The following is a 26,176-nucleotide window of genomic DNA, read 5'->3' as shown; positions in this document are numbered from 1 at the left end:
GATCAACGCATGTTCGACAATATTGACCTGACGAAGCTGATCTTCGGGCGGCTCACTTGGGACGCGATCCCGATCCATGAGCCGATCCTCGTTGCAACGTTCGGCGTGGTGGCACTCGTCGGCGTCGCGGTCGCGGCCGGCGTCACGCGCTATCGCCTGTGGGGCTATCTCTGGAAGGAGTGGTTCACCACCGTCGATCACAAGCGCATCGGCATCATGTACATGATCCTGGGCATCGTGATGCTGCTGCGCGGCTTCGCCGACGCCATCATGATGCGCATCCAGCAGGCCATGGCCTTCGGCGGATCGGAGGGCTACCTCAACGCGCACCACTACGATCAGATCTTCACCGCTCACGGCGTGATCATGATCTTTTTCGTGGCGATGCCGCTGGTCACAGGCCTCATGAACTACATCGTGCCGCTACAGATCGGCGCGCGCGACGTCTCCTTCCCGTTCCTCAACAACTTGAGCTTCTGGATGACGGCCGGTGGCGCCGTGCTGATGATGATGTCGCTGTTCGTCGGCGAATTCGCACGCACGGGCTGGCTCGCCTATCCACCGTTATCGGGTGCGGAATACAGTCCAGGCGTCGGCGTGGACTACTACATATGGTCGTTGCAAGTCGCAGGCGTCGGCACGACGCTCTCAGGCATCAACCTCATCTGCACCATCGTGAAGATGCGTGCGCCCGGCATGACCATGATGAAGATGCCGGTGTTCGTCTGGACGTCGCTCTGCACCAACGTGCTGATCGTCGCGACCTTCCCGATTCTGACCGCAACGCTCGTGTTGCTCTCGCTCGACCGCTACGTGGGAACCAACTTCTTCACGAGCGATCTCGGCGGCAATCCGATGATGTACGTGAACCTCATCTGGATCTGGGGTCACCCGGAGGTCTACATCCTGATATTGCCCGTGTTCGGCATCTTCTCGGAGATCGCAGCCACGTTCTCGGGCAAGCGGCTGTTCGGCTACACCTCGATGGTCTACGCGACCGTCGTGATCACGATCCTCTCTTATCTCGTGTGGCTGCATCACTTCTTCACGATGGGGTCGGGCGCGAGCGTGAACTCGTTCTTCGGCATCACGACGATGATCATCTCGATCCCCACGGGCGCCAAGGTCTTCAACTGGCTGTTCACGATGTACCGCGGCCGCATCCGCTTCGAGCTGCCGATGATGTGGACCATCGCCTTCATGCTCACCTTCGTCATCGGCGGCATGACGGGCGTCCTCCTCGCCGTCCCGCCGGCCGACTTCGTGCTCCACAACTCGCTGTTCCTCGTGGCGCACTTCCACAACGTCATCATCGGCGGCGTCGTGTACGGCCTCTTCGCCGGCATGATCTACTGGTTCCCGAAGGCGTTCGGCTTCAAGCTCGATCCGTTCTGGGGCAAGGTTTCGTTCTGGGGCTGGGTGCTCGGCTTCTTCTTCGCCTTCATGCCGCTTTACGTGCTGGGCCTGATGGGCGTGACGCGGCGTCTACGCGTGTTCGACGATCCGTCGCTGCAGATCTGGTTCGTCATCGCCGCATTCGGCGCGGTCCTGATCCTCGTCGGCATCGTGGCCTTCATCATCCAGATCGCCGTCAGCATCATGCGGCGCGACGAACTCCGCGACACGACCGGCGATCCATGGAACGGGCGCACGCTGGAATGGGCCACGTCCTCCCCACCGCCGGCCTATAACTTCGCGTTCACGCCCGTCGTGCACGACAACGACGCCTGGTGGGACATGAAGAAGCGCGGCTACACCCGCCCGCTCGAAGGCTTTAGGCCGATCCATATGCCGAGCAACACCGGCACGGGTGTCGTCCTCGCGGGCCTCAGCGTGGCGCTGTCGTTCGGTCTCATCTGGTACATGTGGTGGCTCGCCGCGGTGTGCTTCGCGGCCATCATCGTCGTCGCCATCGCGCACACCTTCAGCTACGACCACGGCTTCCACATTCCGAAGGACGAGGTCGTCGAGACCGAATCGGAGCGGACGAAGCTTCTCGCGGCGAACGGAGCAAGCGCATGACGACCGCCAACGCAACCGCCGCCACCGGCGACGCCCCCGTCTTCTATCTCAAGGACGAGCACGCCCATCCCGAGGGGTCGAGCACCATGCTCGGCTTCTGGATCTACCTGATGAGCGACTGCCTCATCTTCGCGGTGCTCTTCGCGATCTACGGCGTTCTCGGCGCCAGCTATGCCGCAGGGCCTGCGCCGAAGGATCTGTTCGACCTTGAGCTCGTGGCGGTCAACACGGCCATGCTGCTCTTTTCCTCGCTCACCTTCGGGTTCGCGATGCTGGCCATGCTGAAAGCCAACGTGCGCGGCACGCTGATCTGGCTTGGCGTGACAGGTCTTTTCGGCCTCGCGTTTCTCGCCATCGAGCTTTACGAGTTCGCCCACCTCATCCATCTGGGCGCGACGCCCCAGCGCAGCGCGTTCCTCTCGTCGTTCTTCACGCTCGTCGGAACGCACGGTCTGCACGTCGCGTTCGGCATCCTGTGGCTCGTCACGCTGATGGTTCAGGTGAACCGCTTCGGCCTGATCGAAGCGAACAAGCGCCGCCTGATGTGCCTCAGCATGTTCTGGCATTTCCTCGACGTGATCTGGATCGGCGTGTTCACGTTCGTCTATCTCCTGGGAGTTCTGAGATGAGCGCGCAAAAGTCCCCGGCTCATACAGCCGACACCGGCCACGGCGACCATAGCGTGACCAGCCATCTGCACATCTCCATGCGCGATTACCTGATCGGGTTCGTGCTGTCGGTGATCCTCACCGCCATCCCGTTCTGGCTGGTGATGGGCGACGTGCTTGAGAGCAAGCAGCTCACGGCCTTCGTCATCATGGCCTTCGCCATGGTGCAGATCGTCGTGCATATCGTCTACTTCCTGCACATGACGTCCAGCGCAGAGGAGGGTTGGAGCTTCATGGCCCTGATCTTCACGCTCATCATCATCGTGATCGCACTGGCCGGTTCGCTGTGGGTCATGCACCACCTCAACACGAACACCATGCCGTTCCACGACATGCAGAAGATGCAGCAACTGCCATGACGCGTGCCCCCGGCCAGACGCGCTCGACGACCGCGGTCGTTCTGATCGCGCTGGCCGCGGCCTTGAGTGCCGCGCTCCTGGCGGCTCTCGGCGTGTGGCAAGTCCAGCGCTTGTTCTGGAAGCTGGATCTGATCGAGCGAGTGGAGCAACGGCTCGGCGCGGATGCCGTGACCGCACCGGGACCTGAGGCGTGGAGCGGCATGACGCCTGCCGCGAGTGAATACCTCAAGGTCCGCCTCACCGGCCGCTTCCTGCATGACAAGGAGACGCGCGTGCAGGCCGTCACCGATCTCGGCGCGGGCCACTGGGTGCTGACACCGCTGCAAACCGCCCAGGGCTTCACGGTGCTCGTCAACCGCGGGTTCGTCTCGCCGGACCGTCGCGATCCTGAGACGCGTCGAGAAGGTCAGATCGCAGGCGAGACGACCGTAACCGGCCTCATCCGCAGGACCGAACCGGACGGCGCCTTCCTGCGCGCCAACGATCCGACGGCCGACCGCTGGCATTCCCGCGACGTAGCCGCCATCGCATCCGCCCGCGGGCTCACCGAGGCGGCGCCGTACTTCGTCGATGCGGACGCGACGCCCAATCCGGGCGGCTGGCCCGTCGGCGGGCTCACCAAGGTCGCCTTCTCGAACAACCACCTCGTCTACGCGGTGACTTGGTTCACCTTGGCGCTGATGGCCCTCGCGGGCGGCGGATACGTCGTCCACGACTGGCGCCGCCACAAACGCCGCGTCTCGGCAGGTGCACACACCTATCCCCTCGCCTCCGCCCAATAGGGCACGAGCCTCCCTCGCCCTTCCGCGAGATCTGCTGTTTTCGCATGACAGCCATCGCCCTGCGTGCGTTGCGAAAAAACCCGATTTCGCAGATGCACATTGCGTCTCGGCATCGGAGTGAGCGCGACGCATGGGTAAGCCCGAATTCATTGGAAAGAAGTCGAAGGCGGCTGGCGGCTGGGGCGCACTGAAAAGCTGCGGAAAGAAGCTGCTGGCCAGCGGCGCGCCGCTGTCGGGCGCGGCGACGATGCTGAAGGCCAACCAGCCGGATGGCTTCGATTGCCCAGGCTGTGCATGGGGCGACCCCGAGCACGGCTCGTCGTTCGAATTCTGCGAAAACGGCGTCAAGGCCGTCGCCTGGGAAGCCACCGACAAGCGCGTCGGGCCGAGCTTCTTCGCGCGCCATACTGTAAGCGAATTGCGCACATGGACCGACTACGAGCTTGAGCGCCAAGGCCGCCTCACGCATCCCCTGCGCTATGACGCGGCGAGCGACACCTATCTCCCGGTGAGCTGGGAGCACGCCTTCACGGAGATCGGCGGCATTCTGAAGGGCCTCGACAGCCCGCACCGCGCCGAGTTCTACACCTCCGGCCGCGCGTCGAACGAGGCCGCCTATCTCTACCAGCTCTTTGTCAGGCTCTACGGAACCAACAATTTTCCCGACTGCTCGAACATGTGCCATGAGGCGAGCGGCATTGCCCTCGAACAGGCCGTCGGCATCGGCAAAGGCACCGTCACGCTCGAAGACTTCGAGAAGGCCGACGCGATCTTCGTCATCGGCCAGAACCCTGGCACGAACCATCCGCGCATGCTGGGCGACCTGCGCCGCGCGGCGATGCGAGGCGCCCGCGTGGCCGTCTTCAATCCGGTCCGCGAGAAGGGTCTCGAACGCTTCTCCGATCCGCAGGACAAGCTCGAAATGCTGACCGGCGGCTCGAAGCCGATCGCAAACGAGTATTATCAGGTGCGGGTCGGCGGAGACATGGCGGCCGTGCGCGGCATCGCCAAAGCCGTCTTCGCAGCCGACGACACCGCTCTTGCCGAAGGTCGGCCCTCCGTCCTCGATCACGGCTTCCTGCGTCAGCACACGTCCGCCTTCTCCGCCTATCGCGCCACCGTGGATGCAACGAGCTGGGACGAGATCGAGCATCAATCGGGCCTCGCACGCGTCGCGCTCGAACACCTCGCGCAGATCTACGTCGAATCCGACCGCACGATCTGCACCTGGGCCATGGGCGTGACGCAGCACCGCCACTCCGTCGCGACGATCCGCGAGATCTCGAACCTGATGTTCCTGCGCGGCAACGTCGGCCGCCCCGGCACGGGCCTCTGTCCGGTTCGCGGCCATTCGAACGTCCAGGGCGACCGCACGGTCGGCATCAACGAGAAGCCGCCGGCCGCATTCCTCGACGCGCTCGAAAGGGAATTGGGCGTCTCGATGCCGCGCCGAAACGGCCACAACGTCCTCGCCGCCATCGGCGCCATGCTCGACGGATCGGCCCAGGCGTTCATCGGGCTCGGCGGCAACTTCGCGCGCGCAACGCCCGACAGCAGCCTGATCGAAAAGGCGTTGCGCAATCAGAAGCTCACCGTCAACATCGCGACCAAGCTCAACCACTCGCACCTGCTGCCGGGAGAGGTGAGCTACGTGCTGCCCTGCCTCGGCCGCACCGAGATCGACCGCAACGCGAAGGGCGCAGCCCAGATCGTTACGGTGGAAGATTCGATGTGCATGGTGCACGGCTCCGGCGGCATCAACAAACCGGCTTCACCGGAGCTGCGCTCGGAAGTCGGCATCATTGCCGGCATCGCAGCCGCGACCGTCGGTTCGGACGTCGTAAACTGGGGCGCGCTCGCGCATGACTACGATGGCATCCGCGACCTGATCGCACGCACGATCCCAGGCTTCCAGGATTACAACACCCGCGTCCGCAAGCCGCGCGGCTTCCGCCTCTACAATGCCGTCGATCATCGCGTTTGGAACACGCCGACAGAGCGCGCCAACTTCTCGTCCGACCGCCTCCCCGGCGAGACGGAACATCAGCGCGCATTGGGCGAAACCGGCCTGTTCGTGCTGCAGACCTTCCGCTCGCACGACCAGTACAATACCACCGTCTACGGCCTCGACGACCGCTATCGCGGCATCTACGGCGAGCGCCGCGTCGTATTCGTCAATCCTGACGACCTGGCCGAGATCGGCATCGAAGGCGGCGAGCGTGTCGACATCGTCGGCCGTCACGAGGACGGCATTACGCGTGTCGCGGACAACTTCCGCGTCGTGCCGTACGATCTGCCCCGCGGTTCGGTGGCAGGCTACTATCCGGAGCTGAACGTTCTCGTACCCCTCTCGACGGCTGGCGAGCAAAGCGATACGCCGACGTCGAAGTCCGTGCTCGTCTCATTCCGCCCGGCGGAACAGCGGAAAGCCGCATGAGCGACGCAGAAGCCGAGGATTTTTCGGAAGAACGCTTCCTCGGTCATGTCGCGGAGGTGTGCACGGCCGAACCGTCCCTGACGCCGATGGGCGCGAGCATCCTGCTCGCACTGCATTTCGGCATCTGTCACGACAGCCGCACATTCTCGCGACTATTCGAGATCTCCCACGCGCTTGTTCTGCGGGAGGTGACGACACTCGCGGAAGAACGCAACTTCGTCACGGTCCTCGACCGCAATCCGCGCACGCAACGCACGTCGTTCGCGCTCACCGGCATCGCTCTGTTTCTGCTGACGCGCGCAATCTTGCCAACGAAAGAGGCGTGAGGAGGTCATTCGTGCCGGAGGCGCGTCACTCCCACTCAATGGTCCCGGGCGGCTTCGAGGTCACGTCGTAGACGACGCGGTTGATGCCGCGCACCTCGTTGATGATGCGCGTCGCCGCACGGCCGAGGAAACCCATGTCGAACGGGAAGAAGTCGGCCGTCATGCCGTCCACGCTCGTGACTGCGCGCAGCGCCAAAACGTGATCGTACGTGCGCCCATCGCCCATGACACCAACGGTACGCACCGGCAACAGCACCGCGAACGCCTGCCAGATCGCGTCGTAAAGCCCCGCGTTGCGGATCTCTTCGAGGTAGATCGCGTCCGCCTTGCGCAGGATGTCGAGCTTCTCCGGCGTGATCTCGCCCGGAACGCGGATCGCAAGACCCGGCCCCGGAAACGGATGACGCCCGACGAACGCATCCGGGAGACCAAGCTCGCGGCCTAACGCGCGCACCTCATCCTTGAAGAGCTCCCGCAGCGGCTCCACGAGCTTCATGTTCATGCGCTCGGGCAAGCCGCCCACATTGTGATGCGACTTGATCGTCACCGAGGGGCCGCCGGAGAACGACACACTCTCGATCACATCTGGATAAAGCGTGCCTTGCGCTAAAAACTCCGCCCCGCCGATCTTGGCGGCCTCCGCCTCGAACACGTCGATGAAGTGCTTGCCGATGGTCTTGCGCTTCTGCTCCGGATCGGAGACGCCCGCGAGCGCATCGAGGAATTGCTTCGAGGCATCCACGTGCACGAGCGGAATGTTGTAGTGATCACGGAACAGCCCGACGACCTGCTCCGCCTCGCCGAGCCGCATCAGGCCGTGATCGACGAACACGCACGTGAGCTGGTCGCCGATAGCCTCGTGAATGAGCACCGCCGCAACCGCGCTGTCGACGCCGCCCGAAAGCCCGCAGATCACCCGTCCCGAGCCGACCTGCTGCTGAATGCGCCCGATCATCTCTCGGCGATAGGCGGCCATCGTCCAGTCGGACGAAAGCCCCGCGATGCGATGCACGAAGTTGGCGATCAGCTTCGCGCCGTCGGGTGTGTGCACGACTTCCGGGTGGAACTGCACGGCATAGAAGCGCCGCGCCTCGTCGGCCACCGCCGCAAACGGCGCGTTCTCGCTCGTCGCGATCACCTCGAACCCGTCCGGCAAACGCGTGACGCGGTCGCCGTGGCTCATCCACACCTGATGGCGCTCGCCCGGCGTCCACACACCCTCGAACAGGGGGCTCGCCCGCTCGACCTGAAGAACGGCGCGGCCGAATTCGCGGTGATGACCGCTCTCGACATTGCCGCCGAGCTGTTGGGACATCGTCTGCTGCCCATAGCAGATGCCGAGGACCGGGATGCCGGCCGCAAACACCTCGTCGGGCGCGCGCGGGCTCCCGGCCTCCGGTACCGAAGCCGGGCCGCCAGAGAGAATGACAGCCTGCGGCTTCAGCTTGGCAAACGCCTCTGCCCCGGTCTGATACGGATGGATCTCGCAGTAGACGCCGGTCTCGCGCACGCGCCTGGCAATGAGCTGCGTGACCTGGCTGCCGAAATCGATGATCAGAACGGAGGCGGACATCGGAGGCGGATCGCTCCTATGAGGGTGTGGGGAACGGAACAGGCGTCCTGGACTGGATCAGCGGGGTAGACCACCGCCCGGCCTGACCGTCAAGCAGAGCCCTGGCCGCAGGGCCCATGCGTCTCCGTCCGCCAGCGGCGGCCCATTTAGACATTTCTAACCACGTTCTTGAAGTCTTTCGCCGCCCCCCGATCTCGGTGACGGTCTTTGGAGAGATACTTGCTACCTCGGACGATGAGCTTGTTTCACCCGACCCCCAGGATTTCCAGATGCTGTCTCACGACGCCGCCTCCTCGCCCGCAACCCATCAGGCTATCGAGGCATCCGCTCCCCGGACGCCAGAGACGCTGGCCGACCGCCGCACCGCCCAGTTCCGCGAAAGCTGGAACGGCTGGGCTCAACGTTGGGTTCTGGGCTCCGCTTACGCGCTGAAGCCCGACAACATTCGCGACACGCCGCACCTTCTCTATCGCGTCGCGGTCGATCTCCTCAGCGGCGGCACGCGCGTTCCCGAGCGCGGGCGGACATGGCCGCGTCCCGAAACCTTCGGCGGCGTCTGCCGGTCCATCTCGCCGGAAACCGTTCTCGCTGCGGCACGTGCGGGCTTCTTCCCGTGGTGCCACTGCGGTCCGCTCAAGTGGTGGACGCGCGAGAAGCGGATGGTGCTCTTTTTCAACGAGTACCACATCGCCAAGCGTCTTCGCCGCGACATGAAGAAGGCCCCCTATCGGGTCACCTTCGATCAGGCATTCGAGGATGTCATCGCGGCGTGTGCCGGCCAGCGCAGCTACAATCGCCATGCGTTGACATGGATCACACCCAAGATCATGGCGCTCTATACGGAGCTCTTCGACCAGGGCCACGCGCACTCGTTCGAGGTCTGGGATGCGGACGGCAAGCTCGTCGGCGGCGGCTACGGGCTCGCAGCCGGGCCCGTGTTCATGACCGAATCCCAGTTCAGCCTGGCGCCCAACACGTCGAAGATGGGCTTCGCCGTCCTGAACTATCACCTCACGAAATGGGGCTTCCTCGCCAACGACGGCAAGGACTTCACGCCCACCATCGACGCCATGGGCTTCCGCGCCATCCCGCGTGCAGAATTCGACGCCCTCCTCGACAACCAGGCTGCCGAAGCGAAGATCACCGCCAAAACCGGGCGCTGGAGCGTCGAAGCCGACATGGCCACCGTGGCGTCGTGGCAGCCCGCCCCCGCCAAGGACGACGTTGCGGCCTAGCGGCCGCGACGGGCGTATCGGATCAATTCATGCGCAGGATGGCGAGATTGAGCGCCCCTGCGTAGCTGATCCACGCGAGATAGGGCACGAACAGAAGGCTCGCCATTCTATCCGCCGGCCAGGCAAGCAGGATGAACGCGAGCACGGCGATCCACAGCGCGGCGAGGTCGGCCGCAGCGAGCCCGATCTGCCGCTGTCCGAACATCAGATACGACCAGAGCCCGTTCAGGATCAGCGCCACGATCCAAACGGCAAGCGCGGCACCGAAGCCCTCGCGCTCATAGACGAGCCAGCCGGCAACCCCGATCATCACGTAAAGTATCGTCCAGACGACGGGAAACGCCCAGTTGGGCGGCGTCCAGGAGGGCTTTGCGAGCGAGGCGTACCAGACGCCCGGCCGGAACGAAGCGCCCGTGACCGAAGTCGCAGCGACCAGGGCGAGGAAAACGACCAGCGAAACCCACGACGACGCCGACATCAATGCTCTCCACGACCTCTATCCGCCGTCAGCCGCCTTCGAAAAGAGCGCGACGAAGAACCCGTCCGTGCCGTGCGAGGCAGGCGTGAGAAGAAGCGTCTCGACCGAACCGTCGGCCGAAGCCGGTGGCTCACCGGCGACGGTTTCCCGCCAGACCTCGCCGTAGGGCAACGGCATGAAGCCGGAATAGGTTTCCTTGAACCACGCGGCCTGATCGACATTCTCCTCGGGCAGCACCGAGCACGTGACGTAGCAAAGCCGCCCGCCCGGCTTCACGAGACCGGCCGCCAGCGCCAGCACCTCGCGCTGCTCCTCCCTCCGGATGGCGAGTGCCTCGGGCTTGAGCCGCCACTTCGCATCCGGCTTGCGCCGCCACGTCCCCGAGCCCGAGCAGGGCGCATCGACGAGCACCACGTCGAACCGCGGCCCCAACGCTTCGAGCGCCACGCGGTCGCCCGCATCGAGCACCTGCGCATTGCGCACGCCTGCCCGCTTCAAACGGTCGAAAATCGGCCGAAGCTGTCCCTTATCGCGGTCGTAAGCGTAGATCTGTCCGCTGTTCTGCATCGCAGCCGCCATCGCAAGCGTCTTGCCGCCCGCGCCCGCGCAGAGGTCGAGAACCTGTTTCTTCGGCGCCGCACCGGCGAGCAGCGCCGCGATCTGGCTGCCCTGATCCTGGACCTCGAACCAGCCTTTACCGTGCGCCGCTTCAGCCTCGACGTGAGGACTGCGCGCGGGCCCGGCCGGAGGCGCAATCCGCACGCCCACGGGCGATAAAGCGGTCGCGACCGCACCGTGCGAGGCGAGCGCCGCAAGCACCTTGTCGCGTGGCGCCTTAAGCGCGTTGGCCCGCAGATCCACCGGCGCCCGTTCGGCCATGGCCTGAGCCTCGGCAATCGCACGCCCCCGAACCGCGCGCGCAAACGAACGGCGATACTAGCCATTCGGGTAACGGTCGGCGGCGACATGCGGCAACGCATCGTCCGGAACACCGGCCGCAAGACGACGCCGCTCGTCGTCCGAAAGCGGCGCGGGCGCATGCGGGCTTCCGTCCGCCAGCGCCACGACGTCATCCACCGAAAGCCCGAGCGCACGTGGAGCCGCCGCAAGCGCGAGCGCACGGGGCCCATCGCTCCCCATCTGCGCCGCCAGAGAGAGACGCCGCCGCAAGGCGTCATAGACGAGTGTGCCGATGGCCGCACGATCGCCGGAGCCCGCGAAGCGGTGCCGCTTTCCCCAGTCGGAAAGCGCCGTGGCAGCGGGCTGATGGCGCACGAGAATATCGTCCAGCACCTCGGCTGCGGCTTGAATGCGCCCACCCGGTCTCACGGTCTTAATCCTTCACGGAAATCAGATGGCGCGGTCGCCGCCAAGAGTGAAAAACAGGATGCGGATCGCAAACAGGATCCACATCACGGCCAGAATAGCGGAACCCACGGCATAGCCGTAGAAGCGGTTGGGCTGCTTGTTCGACGTCGTATGGATGTAGGCGTGGTAAACGCGAGCCGCGACGAAGAGCCAGGCCAGCACGACGAAGAAGACGTTCACTTGAGTGGTGATCATCAGGAACGCCACAAGGACGTAAAACAACATCGGCGTTTCGAGCTGGTTGTGAAACGCGTTTGCAATCTGCGTCGCGCGCGGCGTCCAGTTTGGCTCTCTGAGCGAGATGCTTTCGATCTTCACCTCGCCGCGCCGGATGGAGCCGATCCGCTCCTTGCGCATCCAGCCTTGGAGAAAGAGCGTAAGCGCGACTTGGACGAATACGGGATAGAGAATGGAAATCTGCGTCATGTCCGATCCGTCCTTTGGCTGAAGCGATTGGCGCTATGCGATCCCAGGATAGTTCGGGCTCTCGCGCGTGATCAGCACGCCATGGGCATGGCTCTCACGCACGGCCGCAGGAGAAATGCGGATGAACTGCGCCCGTTCCCTGAGATCGGCAAGCGTACGCGCACCCGTATATCCCATGCCCGCACGCAGACCGCCGACAAGCTGGTTGAGCACTGCGTCCACCGGACCTTTATAGGGCACCTGCCCCTCGATGCCCTCCGGCACGAGTTTCAGTGTGTCCTTGACCTCCTGCTGGAAATAGCGGTCCGCCGAGCCGCGCGCCATGGCGCCGACCGAGCCCATGCCACGGTAGGCCTTATAGGTGCGTCCCTGATAGAGATAGGTCTCGCCGGGCGACTCGTCCGTGCCCGCGAGCAGCGAGCCCATCATCACGCAGTCCGCACCCGCCGCGAGCGCTTTCACGATGTCGCCGGAATAGCGCAACCCGCCGTCTGCGATGATCGGCACGTCGTGCTTGTGAGCTTCCTCGGCGCAATTCATGACCGCCGTGAGCTGAGGCACGCCGACACCCGCCACGATGCGCGTGGTGCAGATCGAGCCCGGGCCGATGCCGACCTTGACCGCATCCGCACCCGCCTCGATCAGCGCGCGCGTGGCATCCGCGGTGGCCACGTTGCCCGCGACCACCTGCACCGCGTTCGACATCTTCTTGATGCGGGACACGGCCTCGATCACCTTGATCGAATGGCCATGCGCCGTGTCGACCACGATCATGTCGCAACCGGCCGCGATGAGGCGCTCGGTGCGCTCGTAGCCGTCTTCGCCGACCGTGGTCGCAGCACCCACGCGCAAGCGCCCTTCCGGGTCCTTGCACGCGTTGGGATGCTTCTGCGCTTTCTCGATGTCTTTCACCGTGATGAGACCCACGCAGTGGTAAGCCTCGTCGACGACGAGCAGCTTCTCGATCCGGTTCTGATGCAGAAGGCGCTTGGCCTCCTCGCTGGTCACGTCGCGCGGAACGGTGATCAGCCTGTCCTTCGTCATCAACTGAGCGACGGGCTGACTGAGGTTCGTCGCAAAGCGAACGTCGCGGTTGGTGAGGATGCCGACCAGTTTGCCCTTGGTCTGCCCCGGCTTCGGCGCCTCGACCACCGGAATGCCCGAGATGTTGTTGGCGGCCATCAGCTTGAGGGCTTCGTCGAGCGTCGCCTCGGGCTGGATGGTGACGGGGTTGAGGACGATGCCGGCCTCGTACTTCTTGACGGCGGCCACGTGACGGGCCTGCTCCTCGGGCGTCAGGTTGCGATGCAGGACGCCGATTCCGCCTTCCTGGGCCATGGCGATGGCCAGCCGGCTTTCGGTGACGGTATCCATCGCCGACGACAGCACGGGAATATTGAGGGAAATGGTCCGGGTAACCCGGCTTGCAACGTTGACCTGGCTCGGCATCACTTCGGAGGCGGCCGGCACCAGAAGCACATCATCAAATGTCAGGGCCAACCCCAAATCGCGATCGATTGGGCTTGTCGCCATGGTTCTCTCCTTGGACGGTGTGACACAGGGGCGGCCGCGAAAAGCGCAGCGGCGCGAATGTCGGAAGCCCTATACCACCGGGCGCAAGGGAGGGGAAGAGACCGCGCCTGCGGCCGAGCAGCCTGCCCTCGGCCTTATCGAGGGACCGGAGCAATCGTCCGCCCTCGCCCTTTTCGCAGCCGCACATTAGATCGACTGATAAGGCAACCCGCAAAATTCGATTAGACCTGCGACATTTATCGCGTTAGGAAGACCCGTTGAAAGTGCTCCAGGGCACAATAAGGAGGAAACACAATGAAGGTTTGGATGAAGCCCGCCGTTCGCGAGCAGGAAGTTGGCCTTGAGGTCACCTCGTACCTCCCGGCGGAGATCGACATCATCTAACTGGTGATGAAGATTGGGCCCGCGCACTGGCGGGCCTTAAGGCACGGCGGTCGAGCAAGCGGCCGCCGTTGCTGTTTTCAGGGAGCCTCGTGCACCCGACGGATGTCCGGAAAACCCAGCGCTCAGCCGCGCCCTTTGAAACCCGTCGCCAGCACATAGAGTTCGGCACTGTCGGCACGGCTGGCGGGCGGCTTCACGTGCCGAACGGTCTGAAAGCGCTGCTTCAGAAAATCGAGCAGGTCCCGCTCCGTCCCCCCTTGAAAGACCTTGCAGAGAAACGTGCCGCCCGGCGCCAGCACATCGCCCGCAAAATGCGCGGCGGCTTCCGCGAGCCCCATGATCCTGAGGTGGTCCGTGCGGGAATGTCCGACCGTCGGCGCCGCCATGTCCGAGAGCACGGCATCCGCCGCGCCGTCCCGGAGCTTCCCCCTGATCCAGGGCTCCGCTTCAGGATCGGTAAAGTCGATCATCGCGTGTTCGACGCCGGCCAGCGGCTCCATCTCCAGATAGTCGATGGCGACCACCTGTCCCTTGCCGCCGATCGAGCCCACACGCTCGGCCGCGATCTGGCTCCAACCGCCGGGCGCTGCGCCGAGGTCCACGATCCGCTGCCCCGGCTTCAGGAAGCGGTACTTGTCGTCGATCTCGATCAGCTTGAACGCCGCGCGCGAGCGATACCCCTCCCGCTTCGAGGCCGCCACGTAAGGGTCGTTGAGCTGACGCTCCAGCCAGCGCTGAGACGACGCCGTGCGGCTTCTCGCATTCTTCAAGCGAACGTTGAGCTGGCGCTGACCGCCCGCACCCTCGATCGCGCTTCCCGCGGCTTTGCCCCTTCCTTTGGCGCCGCCGCGGCCGGATTTTCCTTTCATACGCATGGCGCTACTCCGGCCGCTGCCGGCGCCGGCGGCGGCCTGCCCGGTAAACCCCATCCTCGCTCATGAGCGTGGCGAGGATACCTTCCCGCAGACCGCGGTCCGCAACCCTGAGCCGCTCGGCCGACCACGTCCTCAGGATCGCTTCGAGGATCGCGCACCCGGCCAGCACGAGATCGGCACGCTCGTGGCCGATGCACGGCTCCGCGACCCGTTGCTCGTAGGTGCGCGACAGCAAGCCGTAGACGACAGATTGAATTTCATCGATGTCGAGCCAGCATCCGTCCACCCGCTGCCGGTCGTAGCGTTTGAGGCCGAGGTGAATGCCCGCAACCGTCGTCACCGTACCCGACGTCCCGAGCAGATGCACGGTGCCGCCGTTCGCCATGGCGTTGAACCCGTGCAACGCTTCGAACGGATGAATGAGCGACAGCACGTGCGCAACCATCTCCTCGAAACTCTCTGGCGTGACGTGATGGCCACCGAAACGCTCGGCAAGCGTCACCACGCCAACGGGCAACGAGGTCCACGCCTTGATGTCGGGTTTCGCTCCGTTTCGACGCGCGCCGTCCTGCGACGCAGCCGAGATCCGCGCACTCGAAGCATCGAGCCAGATAAGTTCGGAGGATCCACCGCCGATGTCGAACACCAGCACATAATCCGCCCGCGCATCGATCAGCGACGCACAGCCCGAAACCGCGAGCGCCGCCTCGGTCTCCCTGTCGAGCACTTCGAGCTTGAGGCCCACTTCCCGCTCGACGCGGTGAAGAAATTCGCGCCCGTTGCTCGCCACGCGGCAGGCTTCCGTCGCGACACAGCGCGCCCGTTCCACACCATTGCGCCCGAGCTTGGCCGCACAGACCCGGAGCGCATCGATCGTGCGCCGCATCGCGGCATCCGAAAGACGCCCAGTCTGCGACACGCCTTCGCCCAATCGGATGATCCGCGAGAACGCATCGACCACGCGGAACCCGCGCCGCGAAGGGCGCGCGAGCAGAAGGCGGCAGTTGTTGGTCCCGAGATCGAGCGCGCCGTAAATCGGGCCACGGTCATTGGGGTGAATTCGCCGGCCGCCAGTCTTCCCCGGCGGTAACGCCTTCTTCCCCGGCTGTAGCTCTTTGCGCGGCTCCGGACGGCCATTCATCGCCGTCGGACGGTCGGAATTCCAATCCCTCGCCTTGCCTGGAAAGGGTTTGGCTTCGCGGGGGGGAGCGCTTGGGCACTCGTCGTCCGTAAGCTCTGGCACGGTCTCGTCATCCCCAGCGCCTGGTCCGGAAGGCCTGCGGAACGAACCGCCGGGCCACCTCTCGTCAGGCGAGTCTCTGGCTGCATCTGGTTACAGTGTAGCAGGCAGGACCGGAGGGTAAAGAAAAAGCGAGCGCTTTTGGTGTACAACGGACGGCCCGGCGGCACGCGGCAACACGACGGAACCGCCGGAAAATCATCTACGTTTGCAGCGACTTCGATCGATCCACACATGGTTCAATTCATGACGCGGTTCCCGAGCTTACGCACAGCCCTCACGCTCATCGCCGCGAGCGCGCAAGCCGTTTTCGCCCACGCTGAACCAGCCGAAACGGCAGGCGGGAAAACTATCGCCACGCCCGCTGCACCCGTCGACCGGCTCATTGCCGCCTATCCGGACGCGCTCGAACGGATCGAGGGCAACTGGCTGATATGGCTTGACGGAACCCGCACGGCACTGGACGACGGCAGCGACCCCAAACCGTTCGCCGCCTGGCTCGCCGCACCCGACATCGAAGATACGTTGGCCCTGCCCTACCCCGCCGGGGCCGGCCCGATCGAGCCGGCGCCAGAGAGCGACCCCGGCCGCGCGCGCAATAGCGCATTCTTCGACAAGATGTATGGCGACTGCAGACAGGGCGAGGTGCGCGGCAAACTCCGGCAGGTCGTCTGGCTCCCGACCAAAGCGGGGCAGCGCCTCTCCGTCACGACAGTCAATGGCGTCGCCGACCGCCTGGACGCCGTCTCCAAGGAACTCGACGCGCTCCCCGCTTCATTCGACACGTACCTGTTCCCGTCGGCCGGAACGTACAATTGCCGCACCATCGCCGGCACGGATCGCGTATCGGCCCATGGCTACGGGATCGCAATCGACCTCGCGGTGAGCCAGAGCGACTACTGGAAATGGGCGGCGAAAACGCCCGGTCCCATCGCCTACCGCAACCGCATTCCGCTTGAGATCGTCCACATTTTCGAGCGTCACGGATTCATCTGGGGCGGGCGCTGGTATCACTACGACACCATGCATTTCGAGTATCGCCCCGAGTTGCTTCCGCCTCTTGCCCCCCTCGACGCAACGGCGGACGCAACCCCATCCACCCCCCCGGAAAAATGACGGCCGCAGAGGCCGCCCCGATGTTGCACGCCCGCGAGCGAGCTGTTATACGGCCCCACTCGGCTGGCTCGTGCCAGCCGCGGTCCCGGCTTTGGGGGATCGTCTAATGGTAGGACTGCAGACTCTGACTCTGCCTGTCTAGGTTCGAATCCTAGTCCCCCAGCCAATAAAATCAAACACTTAACGGATCTCAAAAATATCGCGACATCGTCCGGCGTACCCCGGGCGTACCGTTCGGGCGATCGATTGAAGCTTTGCGTGATCCCGCGATTTTAGGAATCGGCCCTTAGCGAGGATCCCGAAGATCGATGTGCTCGCACTGTCCCGAAGTTTCGCGGACAAGACGCATGTGTCCAACAGTCGTGCTCTTAAGCTTTTCGATGAAACGGGGCGTGTGATTCCTCAATCCATGAGCCTTGAGAGGTCGAACCCCAAGATCCGTTTCAAGAGGATATGACGGTTCCCGTTTGGACCAGGCGGCGAGAGGAACGTCCCGTGTGTGATGTTAGTTGGCTCGGAATGCATTTACGTCATGCCGAGTAAGCAGAAGTTGGATCGTCGTCCGAGACGCGGCCGTTGCAGGCCTCTGTGGGGGCAAATTCATTCGGGCGTCAACATCGTCGCGGTGCGCGAAGCAAAACGCAATCAGCCGACCATCGAGGAACTCTGCGAGCGCTTTCTTGAGGAGCACTCCCGTCGACACAACAAGCCCGCAACCGGGCTCGGCTACGAGCGCAGCAATCGCAACCACATCATCCCCCTTTTGGGTGGCCGTACTGTTGCAGCGATCACCCGCACGGACATCGAAGATTTCAAGCGCAACATCCGCGATGGCATCACGTCAAAGCGCACTAGACGCAGGCGCGAAGGCGGCACGGGTGGGCTCGATGTCAGAGGTGGGCCAGGCGCTGCCAACAGAACGCTCGGTCAGCTATCGAAGATGTTCAATAGGGAGAGCATCTCAAATCACTGCAGCCGGCCTGGGAAAAAGTGCGGCGCGCTGCTGGGACTAACGACGTGCGGATCCACTATTTGCGCCATTCATTCGCCAGCTTCGCCGTCATGAGCGGCGGGACGCTCCCCGTGATCGGCAAGCTGCTCGGACACAACACCAATCACGACGGCAAGATACGCCCACCTCTCTAACGACCCCTGAGCCATCTGGCTGAGATCACAGGAACGGCCCTAGCAAAGGCAATGGCTTCCGGAAATTTGCCGGGGGAAACAGACGTGGATCAGCAGAAAGCTGCAGACACGTGCGAGACGCTGAAGGGCAAGCTCGCCGAGTTGTTGGCTGACATGGAAGAGCTCTCAAAGCCCTCGTAGGGAAATCACCTTTGGGCAAGTTTGTCCCAGTAGCGGTCATTGCCGCGGCCGTGATCGGCGCCCCCGCACACTCGCCGAGCAAGTCTGCTCATAGCGGCCGAGCTGCCATCAGATATCGATCTTCTCAACGATCTCGATCGCATCGTCGCCTTCAATTCCGAGGTGGCGAACAGTGCTCTCGAGCTTCGAATGTCCAAGCAGGAGTTGGACGGCAGTGTGGGCGCGAGGGTTGACGCTCTTGATAATTTGCTGCCCAACTGATCTTCATTCTCCACATCAGACAACAGGAGCGAAGCGCTGATGCTTTACGTAGACATACCGACGCTCCCAGAACTAAAGGCGCTGATTTCAACGCGCGCAGATGCCTGCGTGTCGATCTACGTCTCCACGACTCCGCAAACCCAGCATGTATCTGCCAGCTGCATTGCCTTCGGCAACATGGCCAAGTCGGCTTCGGAACAGCTTACGAAGGCCGGGCTCGATAAACGCCGCCGCGCTCTGCTCGAAGCCGAGCTTGCCGCGTTGGGCGATGACGAGGACTTCTGGCGGCTGCAGGCTCACAGCGTGGCTGTTCTCGCCACCCCCGATAGTGTGCGCACATTCAGACTCGCCACCGCTTTGACCGACATGGTGCAGGTGTCCGACCGCTTTTACCTGAAACCGCTGCTACGAGCGATCGCGTTCCCTCAGACGGCGCTTGTCCTCGCGTTGTCGGAGAATGCGGTGCGTCTGATAGAAATCTTTCCGGAACTGCCGCCTTCTCGCGTCCGGGTTCAGGATTTTCCTAAAGACGCATCCGATGCGGTCGGTCGGGCTTCCGTAAACAACCTCACGCAAAACACGCGCATCGCCAACGCCGAAGGGCAGACCGTCCTGCTGCGCCAGTATGCACGGAAGGTGGACGCGGCACTGCGGGTGCTTGCCGGTCGGGACACACCGCTGATCCTGGCAGCTACGGAACCTTTGGGGCCGATCTTCCGGAACTTGAACAGCTATCCCGCGCTCCTGAGCGGGGGCATTTCAGAAAGCCCGGATCGCATGACGGATGCAGAGCTTGCGAGCGCTGCCCGTCCCGTACTCGATGGGTACTACAAGGCGCAGATCAAAGACGCCAATGCGCTCTATGAGGCCCGCTCCAGCGTCCGCCGGGCCACCACCGATCTCGGAGAGGCCGCACGGGCGGCCACGAATGGTGCGATCGAATTTCTCATGGTCGATATCGACCATACCGTGCCGGGCAGCGTCAGCGACATCGACGGCACTGTGACTTTCGCCAAAGACGCCAGCACGTACGATGTCGTCGACGAGATTGCCGGACGAGCAATCCTGACGGGCGCGCGGTTTCTGGGCGTCCGCCGGGAGGATATCCCTGGCAACGCTCCGCTGGCGGCAACTCTGCGCTATCCGATCTGAACAGCGCGCGCCCCGGCTCAATGCGAGGTTCACCTGTTTCACCCAAGATCGTTGTCCATTCTGGACAATCCTTGAATGAATGAGGGCAGTATGGGGGACGTCAAGACGATTGTCGCTGGCCTCGATATGGAGGACGTTAGCGAGGCCGTGTTGGGGCGGGCCATTCAATTGGCGACGGAGCATGAGGCTCGGCTTGTCGTGGTGCACGTCATCGAGACGCCGTCGCTGTCACAGGCCGCATCTGCGTCTGCGTCGGACTTGAGCGAGAGCGCCCTGAGGGATCACCTGAACCGACAGGCTCGTGCGGCGATCTCGAATCTCCTGGCCCAAGGGGGAAGCCCGTCCGCCGATGTGGAGGTCGCCTTCGGATCGGCGCACACCGTCATTACGGGCGTGGCAGGCGAGCGCGGCGCGGATTTCGTGGTGATTGGGCCGGGTCGAGGCCACTCGCTCAGCGAGAAGGTGCTGGGCTCCACGGCAGACAGGGTGGTGAGGGCGTCGCCTGCACCCGTTCTCGTAGTAAGAAACCCGTCGGCCGGACCTTATCGGCGGGTAGCGGTCGCCGTCGATTTCTCGCCTCAGTCCGCAGCGGCTGCGAAAGACGCCCGGAAGCTGGCTCCCGCGGCACGCATGGACTTGGTTCATGCTCTCTACATCCCGCTCACCTTCGAGCAGGCCATGCTGCGCGCCGGTACCTCGCAAGCCGATATAGGAGCGTATCGCTCGGCAAAGGAGGATAGGGCCCGCCACGACCTTTCCCTGTTCGTGCGTGATGTCATAGGTACCGGGAAGGTCGCGACGCACTTCCTTGACGGCGAGCCTGGCCCGGCCCTTGTCCGCCTCGCCAAGAGCCGCGACATCGATCTTCTGGCGTTGGGTCCCAATGGTCGCGGTGTTGTCCTTCAGGCCCTTCTCGGCAGCGTCACGCAGCGCGTGCTCAGGGAGGCGGCCTGCGACGTCCTTGTTGCGACGATGCCGGGCTGAGTGCGGCAGCCGGAGCGGGGCACGGTCATTTCGCCCTGTCTGGTCGCTGCGACGGCTGCTCTCAGCTCGTCACCGCAAACGGCAGGACAGCGGTCGCGATGGAAAAATAGATCACAACGCCAGCGGCGTCCGCGATTGAGGTGACGAGCGGCCCGGACGCCGTCGCCGAATCGAGCCCGAAGCGCGCCAGGATGAACGGCAGCGAGATACCGATCAGGCCGCCCATCAACACGATCAGGACCATGGCGGCGGCCACGACGAGGGCCACATCCACGCCGCCCCTGAGCAGGCCGAGCGGCGAGACGGCAAGCGCCATGGTGAAGCCGAGCAGGCCGGCGACGAGGACCTCGCGTCCGATCACGAAGCCCCAGTCCGAGAAACGCACGTCGCCGGTCGCCAGCGCGCGCACCATCAGCGTCGCCGATTGCGATCCGGCGTTGCCGCCCGAGCCGATCAGCAGCGGCAAGAAGAAGACCAGCACGACATGAGCGGCGATGGTGTCTTCGAAATAGGCGATGCCGAGGCCAGAGAAGACGTTGCCGAAAACAAGCAGCACGAGCCATGCGATGCGGGCCCGGTAGAGCATGAAGATGCTCGCCTCGCTCACGCTCGCGTCCAGGTTCCGCACCGTGCCGACCCGATGGAAGTCCTCCGTCGCCTCCTCGGCCTGCACGTCCATGGCGTCGTCGTGCGTGACGATGCCGACCAGCTTTCCGGCATCGTCCGTGACGGGCAGCGCCATCAGGTCATAGCGGGCGATCAGCCGCGCGGCCTCCTCGCGCGGCTGATCCGCTGCGATCCGCGGCACGGTGGTCGTCATCAGGTCGCCGACGCGCTCGCCCGGGCGTGCAAGCAACAGATCGCGCAGGCTCACCGCGCCGAGAAGGCGGCGCTCCCCGTCCACGACAAAGACCTGATAGATGGTCTCGCTGTCTGGCGCCTGGATGCGCAGTTCCGACAGCGCCTTGCTGACCTCGAGGTCGGGCGTGAGCGCGGCATAATCCGACGTCATCACCGAGCCGGCGGTGCCTTCCGGATAGGAAGCGAGCTTGCGCAAATCCTCGCGCTCGGCCTGCGCAAGCGCGGGCAGCAGGGTCTTCCTCTCCTTCTCGTCAAGCTTCTTGAACAGGTCCGCGCGCTCGTCGTGCGACATGGCCGAGACGATGTCGGCCAGCTCACGCCTGCTCATATGGCGCGCGACGGCCGTCTGGATCTTCGGCGGCAGGTATCCGAAGAGCGTGGCGCGGACGTCGATCTCCAGCAACCTGAGGGCTTCGAGCGTGTCCTGCGGCCGCAACGCGGCCAGGACCTGCGCGACATCGGCCTCATGATGGTCCTGAAAGACGCTCCGCAGGGAGCCTGCGTCTCCGCTGTCGAGCCATGCGCGAACGGCCTCGGCAAGAACGAGGTTCTCCGGCTGGAGACGAAGCGTCTCCAGACCGGCGCGGGAAGCGAGGGTGTCGTTCGTCATCGGTCCATTCCCCGGTTCGGGCGTCCGCCCGGGCCGGGAAGGACGCCGGCTAGTTCAGGCCGTGATGTCCCGCCCGGCCCGCATGGATGGCCGTAGGCATAGCATTTGCTGGTCTACGTGAAGCACTTCCGACGAAGCGCCGACTGGAACTGTCGTCCATGATTTCACTCGTTGAGATTACGCTGCCATGACGGCAGCAGGCGCCCATATTCTGCTGCCGGGAAGGCATGTCAACCTTAGGTCGAAGTATCAGATTGGGGCGGCGCAGGATGGCCACCATGTCGACGATCCCGTTACTCGCGCCGCAATCGTCGGATACTTGGTTGAGCAGACGGCGCCTTAGAATTAGCGCATGCTGAAGGCTGCCATCGCTGCGACGATCACGAGAAACACGAGCAATGCCTGGTTTCGACGCTGTTTGTCGAGCCGACCCTTGCCAGCGCCGAAGTCAAACCGCTCATAGAGGATCGAGTTCTCGGGAACGCCCGCTTCTAAGAGCATGTCAGTTGCCACCTCCATCATCCGAGGCGGACCGCAAACGAGCGCTACCGCTCCTTGCGGATCGGCGTCCGAGACGAAGTCACGGACATGGCTCGGCTGCAGCGGCCCCGTCCCCACCTGATCGTCGCGCGGGCCATCGTCGACAAGACAGAGAATGGAAAGATCAAGTCTCGACTGCAGGTTGCGCAACCGGTCGAGGCAAACCAGGTCGCTCTGCCGTCGTGCTGCGAAGAGCAGGCGATATGGCCTGAGATCTCCGTTTGCCGCAGCCTCCTCAATCATTCCAAGAAGCGGCGCAATGCCGACACCGCCGGCGATCAACAAGACCGGTGTTTTATCCGGCGGTACGATGAAGCTTCCATGCGGGCCGTCGATGGCGACGCGGGTGCCCTGGGAGATGCGTTCAAAAGTGCGGGTGCAATCGCCCACTTCGTTGATCACAAGACGCAGGCGGGGCAGATCGGCCGGGGCCGAGGCGATCGAAAAGGGATGATCGTGGAAGGGCGGCCGATGGGGCGCGAGCGTCATCCAGATGAACTGACCAGCGCGAAAGCGAAGCTGCGTCGTTGCTGGACCGTGCAAAATCATTTCAACGGTGCGCGCGCCAACCCGCCGCACCCGCTCGACGCGCCAGTCCTCGCGCCACATGCGCCAGGGTCTCACCACATACACCAAAAGGATTGCGGCAACGGCGCCGCCGGCGAATAGGATCCAGACATGGCGCAACGGCGTCTCGGCGCTGTAGGTTCCGGTCGTCGCGGCATGATGGAGGACGAGTCCCGCCACGAGAACCGCCAGCGGTCCATGACCGAAGCGCCAGAGTTCGTAGCGGATGAACGGGCGCGTGCGCACCGTGGCGAGGGAAACAATGATAATCAATCCCGCGAGCGCGAGCACACCGCTGCGCAGGCGCGGACTTGCCATCATGGACGTAAGCCGGTTCCACGCCGCGACGGGATCAGCGAACAGGGTATTTGCCAGGTAGCTCAAGGGATGGAGCAACGCGAAGGCGAGCAGCGCATAGGCCGCGATGCGATGAAACCCCATGGTCCGATCGATGCCGACGCGGCCGGAAATGCGCTCGTAGCGGCCTGAGCTCCAGAACTGCAGGAATACGAGGGCCGTCGCAGTAAGCCCGAGCGCCGTCGCAAACTCGGCGGACGTGTTCGCCGGCGCTATTCCGGTGCCGAGCGCAGCGACAAGCGGCAGCAGGGCTGCCACGACGAAGAGAACCGCAACGACTGTGCCGTGCAGGCCCGATTGCCGTGCAGGAATCCCTCGCGATGCTTTGTTTTGATCCCTATTCCTGGACGACGTGTTCATAAATGTCATCCTCCTGAGCATTGTGGATGCGAACGAGCGCCTCGATAGATCCGAGCACGCGCTGTGCGTCGCGCACCAGATATTTATCGGCGTCCTCTGCGCGCAAATTTCTAGCGATCCGGGACAAAAGCCTTGCCTGATGCAGAATCTCACGGTGAGCGCGACTCATCGCCGACAGTCCGTGCCCGTCAGCCAGGTATTTGGTGAGGCGTGGATAGATGATCGTCTCGTCCTCCCGCTCGTGAATGACGACGCTCTCCTCGACAATGCGATGGGCTTTGAGGATCAGGTCAACGGCCTCCTGACCCCCCGCATCGTCGAGCGCATCCGAGATTTGGAGCAGCTTATCCAATTCCTGCTCCAGAAGGCGGTGCTGCGCGCCGAGATCCCGTGCCATTGTCCCGGGCACGCCGCGTTGCGTCGCCCGGCGGGCAGGTCGAAGGGCGCGCAACGCATTGAGAATGACTGCAACATCAATGGCCTCCTGCGTGATCGCGCCCGCGACAGGCGCAAGCCATCCGACTGCTGCGGCAGCCATGGCAATGCCGGACAATCCCATGCCGACGACAATGCTCTGAACGGCAATGCGGCGGGAGCGCCGCGCGATCGACACCGCTTCGGAGACGCGGTCAAGACGGTCGACGACGATAACCACGTCGGCCGCCTCGGACGAGGCACTGGCACCCCGGGCCCCCAATGCCACTCCGACGTCTGCGGCAGCAAGCGCCGGAGCGTCGTTGATACCGTCACCGACCATGAGGGTCGGGTGGAGACGACTCTCCATTGCCACGGCATCCACCTTGTCGGACGGATCCCGATCCGAGAGGACAGCATCGATGTCGAGTGCTGCGGCGATGGTCTCGGCCGCATCCGCCCGATCTCCTGTCACCATTACGATGCGTGCGATCCCGGCGGCGCGGAGCGACTGAACCGCGCGAGGGGTCTCCTTACGCAGTTCATCGCCCAGGAGCAACGCACCGGCGATGCGGCCGTCGATGGACACAAAGACGCTGAGCGCAGACCGCCAGGATGCCCGGCGCAAAGCACGTAGAGCCCAATCGTCGGGCCGATGCGACCCGAAGATCATCTGGTGGGAGCCCGCGCGAACGCATTTTCCCTCGACGATGCCCTCCAGGCCCGACCCCATGACCTCGTGCACCTGCGAGGGCATCTGCAGGACAAGCCCCCTGACCATGGCGGCAGCGACGATCGCTCTGGCAACGACATGTTGGGATGCCTGCTCCAGGGAGGCGACGAGGCGAAGCACTTCATCGGCGCTTTCTCCTGGCCCGGTCTCTATCGCAACCAGGCGCGCGCCGCCCACTGTCAGTGTTCCGGTCTTGTCGAAGAGCACGGTGTGTGTCCGCGCCAGGGCATCCAACGGAGCCCCACCCTTGATGATGATGCCACGGCGTGCCGCCTGCGAGACACCAGCGATGAACGCGACCGGCGCGGCCAGGATCAACGGACAGGGGGTGGCGACGACCAGCACGGCCAGCGCGCGCACGGCCTCGCCCGATATGACCCAAGCCAGCCCGGCAACGAGAAGGGTGACCGGCAGAAGCAGCAGGGCATAGCGATCAGCCAAGCGGATGAAGGGCGCCTTGGCCGTCTGAGCTGACGTTACGAGACGCACGATGCCGGCATATGTGCTGTCCTCGGCCGTAGCAACGGCCGTGATCTCGAAGGTGTCGCCGGCATTGAGGGTACCACTGCGCGCGCTCTCGCCGAGAGCCCGTGTGACGGGGATAGGCTCGCCTGTCAGGGCCGATTCATCCAGGATCGCAATCGGCGACCGGATGAGCCCGTCCACAGGCAGGATCTCCCCTGCACGGACCACGATCATATCGCCGATGGCAATCGATGCGATCGAGGTCTCCTCGATTACTTCGCCATTGCGGCGGAGTGCGATTGTCGGAGCGCGGTCTATGAGTGACTTGAGATTGCGCTCGGCGCGCGCGACCGCGTAGTCCTCGAGCACCGTGCCGCCGGTGTACATGATGGCGACGACGATTGCGGCAAGCGACTGGTTCAGCGCGATGGCTCCCGCCATGGCCAAGAGCGCGATCGCATCGACGCCCAGGCGTCGAGCCAGGAGATCGCGAACAATGGAGATGGCAAGAACGATGACGACCGGGACCGTCGCCCCGATCCAGAGCCAGTCCGCTAGCCGGTCATGATCGAATGCAAATGCCATCGCCCCCGCCAAAAGGCCGAGCAGAACAGCGAGTAGCAGGGAACGCCTGACGAAACGCTCCTCAACCATGGACAGCTCTCCGAAATTCGGCCTAAAGCCGGTTGATCACCCCATGAACGGCGAGGATAGCGCATTCTGC

At 64.0% G+C, this 26,176-nt stretch carries 23 protein-coding genes and 1 tRNA gene; 13 read left to right on the top strand and 11 right to left on the bottom strand.

The annotated features are described in order from the left end of the window. The first annotated feature begins 9 nt into the window (after positions 1–9). The 6 genes from cyoB to W911_RS05005 all read left to right on the top strand — a co-directional run bounded on the left by cyoB (position 10) and on the right by W911_RS05005 (position 6,594). On the top strand, positions 10–2,022 hold the full coding sequence (cyoB, locus tag W911_RS05030; protein WP_023786433.1) for a cytochrome o ubiquinol oxidase subunit I: 2,013 nt from the start codon (positions 10–12) through the stop codon (positions 2,020–2,022). Next, positions 2,019–2,651 (top strand): cytochrome o ubiquinol oxidase subunit III, encoded by a 633-nt coding sequence (gene cyoC, locus W911_RS05025; protein ID WP_023786432.1) that lies wholly within the window; start codon positions 2,019–2,021, stop codon positions 2,649–2,651. Before cyoB ends, cyoC begins: the two co-directional genes overlap by 4 nt. Beyond that, complete coding sequence (gene cyoD, locus W911_RS05020) at positions 2,648–3,049, top strand: cytochrome o ubiquinol oxidase subunit IV (protein WP_023786431.1); 402 nt, start codon at positions 2,648–2,650, stop codon at positions 3,047–3,049. Before cyoC ends, cyoD begins: the two co-directional genes overlap by 4 nt. Then, the gene (locus tag W911_RS05015) at positions 3,046–3,831 is read left to right on the top strand and encodes an SURF1 family protein (protein ID WP_023786430.1); all 786 of its coding nucleotides are present in this window, start codon (positions 3,046–3,048) and stop codon (positions 3,829–3,831) included. Before cyoD ends, W911_RS05015 begins: the two co-directional genes overlap by 4 nt. A 130-nt stretch (positions 3,832–3,961) precedes the next feature. Then, positions 3,962–6,268 (top strand): FdhF/YdeP family oxidoreductase, encoded by a 2,307-nt coding sequence (locus W911_RS05010; RefSeq protein WP_023786429.1) that lies wholly within the window; start codon positions 3,962–3,964, stop codon positions 6,266–6,268. Beyond that, positions 6,265–6,594, top strand: coding sequence for a hypothetical protein (locus tag W911_RS05005; RefSeq protein ID WP_023786428.1), 330 nt, complete (start codon positions 6,265–6,267; stop codon positions 6,592–6,594). Before W911_RS05010 ends, W911_RS05005 begins: the two co-directional genes overlap by 4 nt. Before the next feature lie 25 nt (positions 6,595–6,619). Here W911_RS05005 and guaA read toward each other — a convergent pair whose 3' ends face one another. Then, the gene (guaA, locus tag W911_RS05000) at positions 6,620–8,167 is read right to left on the bottom strand and encodes a glutamine-hydrolyzing GMP synthase (RefSeq protein ID WP_023786427.1); all 1,548 of its coding nucleotides are present in this window, start codon (positions 8,165–8,167) and stop codon (positions 6,620–6,622) included. 269 nt (positions 8,168–8,436) lie between these two features. Between guaA and W911_RS17205 the strand changes: the two genes are divergently transcribed. Then, complete coding sequence (locus W911_RS17205; protein WP_023786426.1) at positions 8,437–9,402, top strand: leucyl/phenylalanyl-tRNA--protein transferase; 966 nt, start codon at positions 8,437–8,439, stop codon at positions 9,400–9,402. A 22-nt stretch (positions 9,403–9,424) separates the two neighbouring features. On the opposite strand, the gene W911_RS04990 is transcribed toward W911_RS17205, so the two are convergent. Genes W911_RS04990 through guaB form a run of 5 tightly spaced genes read right to left on the bottom strand, consistent with a single transcriptional unit; the run spans position 9,425 to position 13,207 of the window. Beyond that, a complete protein-coding gene (locus W911_RS04990) occupies positions 9,425–9,880 on the bottom strand; it encodes a TspO/MBR family protein (RefSeq protein WP_023786425.1) in 456 nt (151 codons plus the stop codon). A gap of 18 nt (positions 9,881–9,898) precedes the next feature. After that, a complete protein-coding gene (locus W911_RS04985) occupies positions 9,899–10,759 on the bottom strand; it encodes an RsmB/NOP family class I SAM-dependent RNA methyltransferase (protein WP_341872107.1) in 861 nt (286 codons plus the stop codon). Between the two features lie 57 nt (positions 10,760–10,816). After that, the gene (locus W911_RS18945) at positions 10,817–11,209 is read right to left on the bottom strand and encodes a hypothetical protein (protein WP_341872106.1); all 393 of its coding nucleotides are present in this window, start codon (positions 11,207–11,209) and stop codon (positions 10,817–10,819) included. A 21-nt stretch (positions 11,210–11,230) separates the two neighbouring features. Continuing rightward, positions 11,231–11,674: an MAPEG family protein gene (locus W911_RS04980; RefSeq protein WP_023786424.1), complete on the bottom strand. Its 444-nt coding sequence runs from the start codon at positions 11,672–11,674 to the stop codon at positions 11,231–11,233. Positions 11,675–11,707: 33 nt separating this feature from the next. Further along, positions 11,708–13,207: an IMP dehydrogenase gene (gene guaB / locus W911_RS04975; RefSeq protein WP_023786423.1), complete on the bottom strand. Its 1,500-nt coding sequence runs from the start codon at positions 13,205–13,207 to the stop codon at positions 11,708–11,710. Positions 13,208–13,501: 294 nt separating this feature from the next. Here guaB and pqqA point away from each other — a divergent pair, with 294 nt between their 5' ends. Continuing rightward, positions 13,502–13,591, top strand: coding sequence for a pyrroloquinoline quinone precursor peptide PqqA (gene pqqA / locus W911_RS04965; protein ID WP_023786421.1), 90 nt, complete (start codon positions 13,502–13,504; stop codon positions 13,589–13,591). Positions 13,592–13,713: 122 nt separating this feature from the next. Here the strand turns inward: pqqA and W911_RS04960 are convergent, their stop codons facing one another. Together W911_RS04960 and W911_RS04955 are read right to left on the bottom strand one after the other, a co-directional pair. Next, a complete protein-coding gene (locus W911_RS04960; RefSeq protein ID WP_041317486.1) occupies positions 13,714–14,460 on the bottom strand; it encodes an RlmE family RNA methyltransferase in 747 nt (248 codons plus the stop codon). Between the two features lie 10 nt (positions 14,461–14,470). Continuing rightward, positions 14,471–15,709, bottom strand: coding sequence for a Ppx/GppA phosphatase family protein (locus W911_RS04955; RefSeq protein WP_244438593.1), 1,239 nt, complete (start codon positions 15,707–15,709; stop codon positions 14,471–14,473). 231 nt (positions 15,710–15,940) lie between these two features. On the opposite strand from W911_RS04955, the gene W911_RS04950 reads away from it, so the two are divergent. From W911_RS04950 to W911_RS04935, 5 genes are all read left to right on the top strand, one after another. Beyond that, positions 15,941–16,822 carry a M15 family metallopeptidase gene (locus tag W911_RS04950; protein WP_023786418.1) on the top strand — a complete coding sequence of 294 codons (882 nt, stop codon included), beginning with the start codon at positions 15,941–15,943 and terminating at the stop codon, positions 16,820–16,822. A gap of 92 nt (positions 16,823–16,914) precedes the next feature. Continuing rightward, a tRNA-Gln gene (locus W911_RS04945) sits at positions 16,915–16,988 on the top strand. A gap of 366 nt (positions 16,989–17,354) precedes the next feature. Next, positions 17,355–17,888, top strand: coding sequence for a tyrosine-type recombinase/integrase (locus tag W911_RS17710; RefSeq protein WP_158412833.1), 534 nt, complete (start codon positions 17,355–17,357; stop codon positions 17,886–17,888). Positions 17,889–18,448: 560 nt separating this feature from the next. Continuing rightward, complete coding sequence (locus tag W911_RS04940) at positions 18,449–19,561, top strand: baeRF8 domain-containing protein (protein ID WP_023786415.1); 1,113 nt, start codon at positions 18,449–18,451, stop codon at positions 19,559–19,561. A gap of 90 nt (positions 19,562–19,651) precedes the next feature. After that, complete coding sequence (locus tag W911_RS04935) at positions 19,652–20,545, top strand: universal stress protein (RefSeq protein ID WP_023786414.1); 894 nt, start codon at positions 19,652–19,654, stop codon at positions 20,543–20,545. A gap of 61 nt (positions 20,546–20,606) precedes the next feature. On the opposite strand, the gene mgtE is transcribed toward W911_RS04935, so the two are convergent. The 3 genes from mgtE to W911_RS04920 all read right to left on the bottom strand — a co-directional run bounded on the left by mgtE (position 20,607) and on the right by W911_RS04920 (position 26,106). Continuing rightward, positions 20,607–22,016: a magnesium transporter gene (gene mgtE / locus W911_RS04930; protein WP_023786413.1), complete on the bottom strand. Its 1,410-nt coding sequence runs from the start codon at positions 22,014–22,016 to the stop codon at positions 20,607–20,609. A 345-nt stretch (positions 22,017–22,361) separates the two neighbouring features. Further along, complete coding sequence (locus W911_RS04925) at positions 22,362–23,840, bottom strand: ferredoxin reductase family protein (protein ID WP_023786412.1); 1,479 nt, start codon at positions 23,838–23,840, stop codon at positions 22,362–22,364. Next, positions 23,818–26,106, bottom strand: a complete 2,289-nt coding sequence (locus W911_RS04920) for a heavy metal translocating P-type ATPase (RefSeq protein ID WP_023786411.1) — start codon at positions 26,104–26,106, stop codon at positions 23,818–23,820. The genes W911_RS04925 and W911_RS04920 overlap by 23 nt, the downstream gene beginning before the upstream one ends. Positions 26,107–26,176: the final 70 nt, after the last annotated feature.

This window comes from Hyphomicrobium nitrativorans NL23 (genome assembly GCF_000503895.1).
Lineage (GTDB): Bacteria > Pseudomonadota > Alphaproteobacteria > Rhizobiales > Hyphomicrobiaceae > Hyphomicrobium_C > Hyphomicrobium_C nitrativorans.
This window is presented reverse-complemented; position numbering and strand designations above follow the sequence as displayed.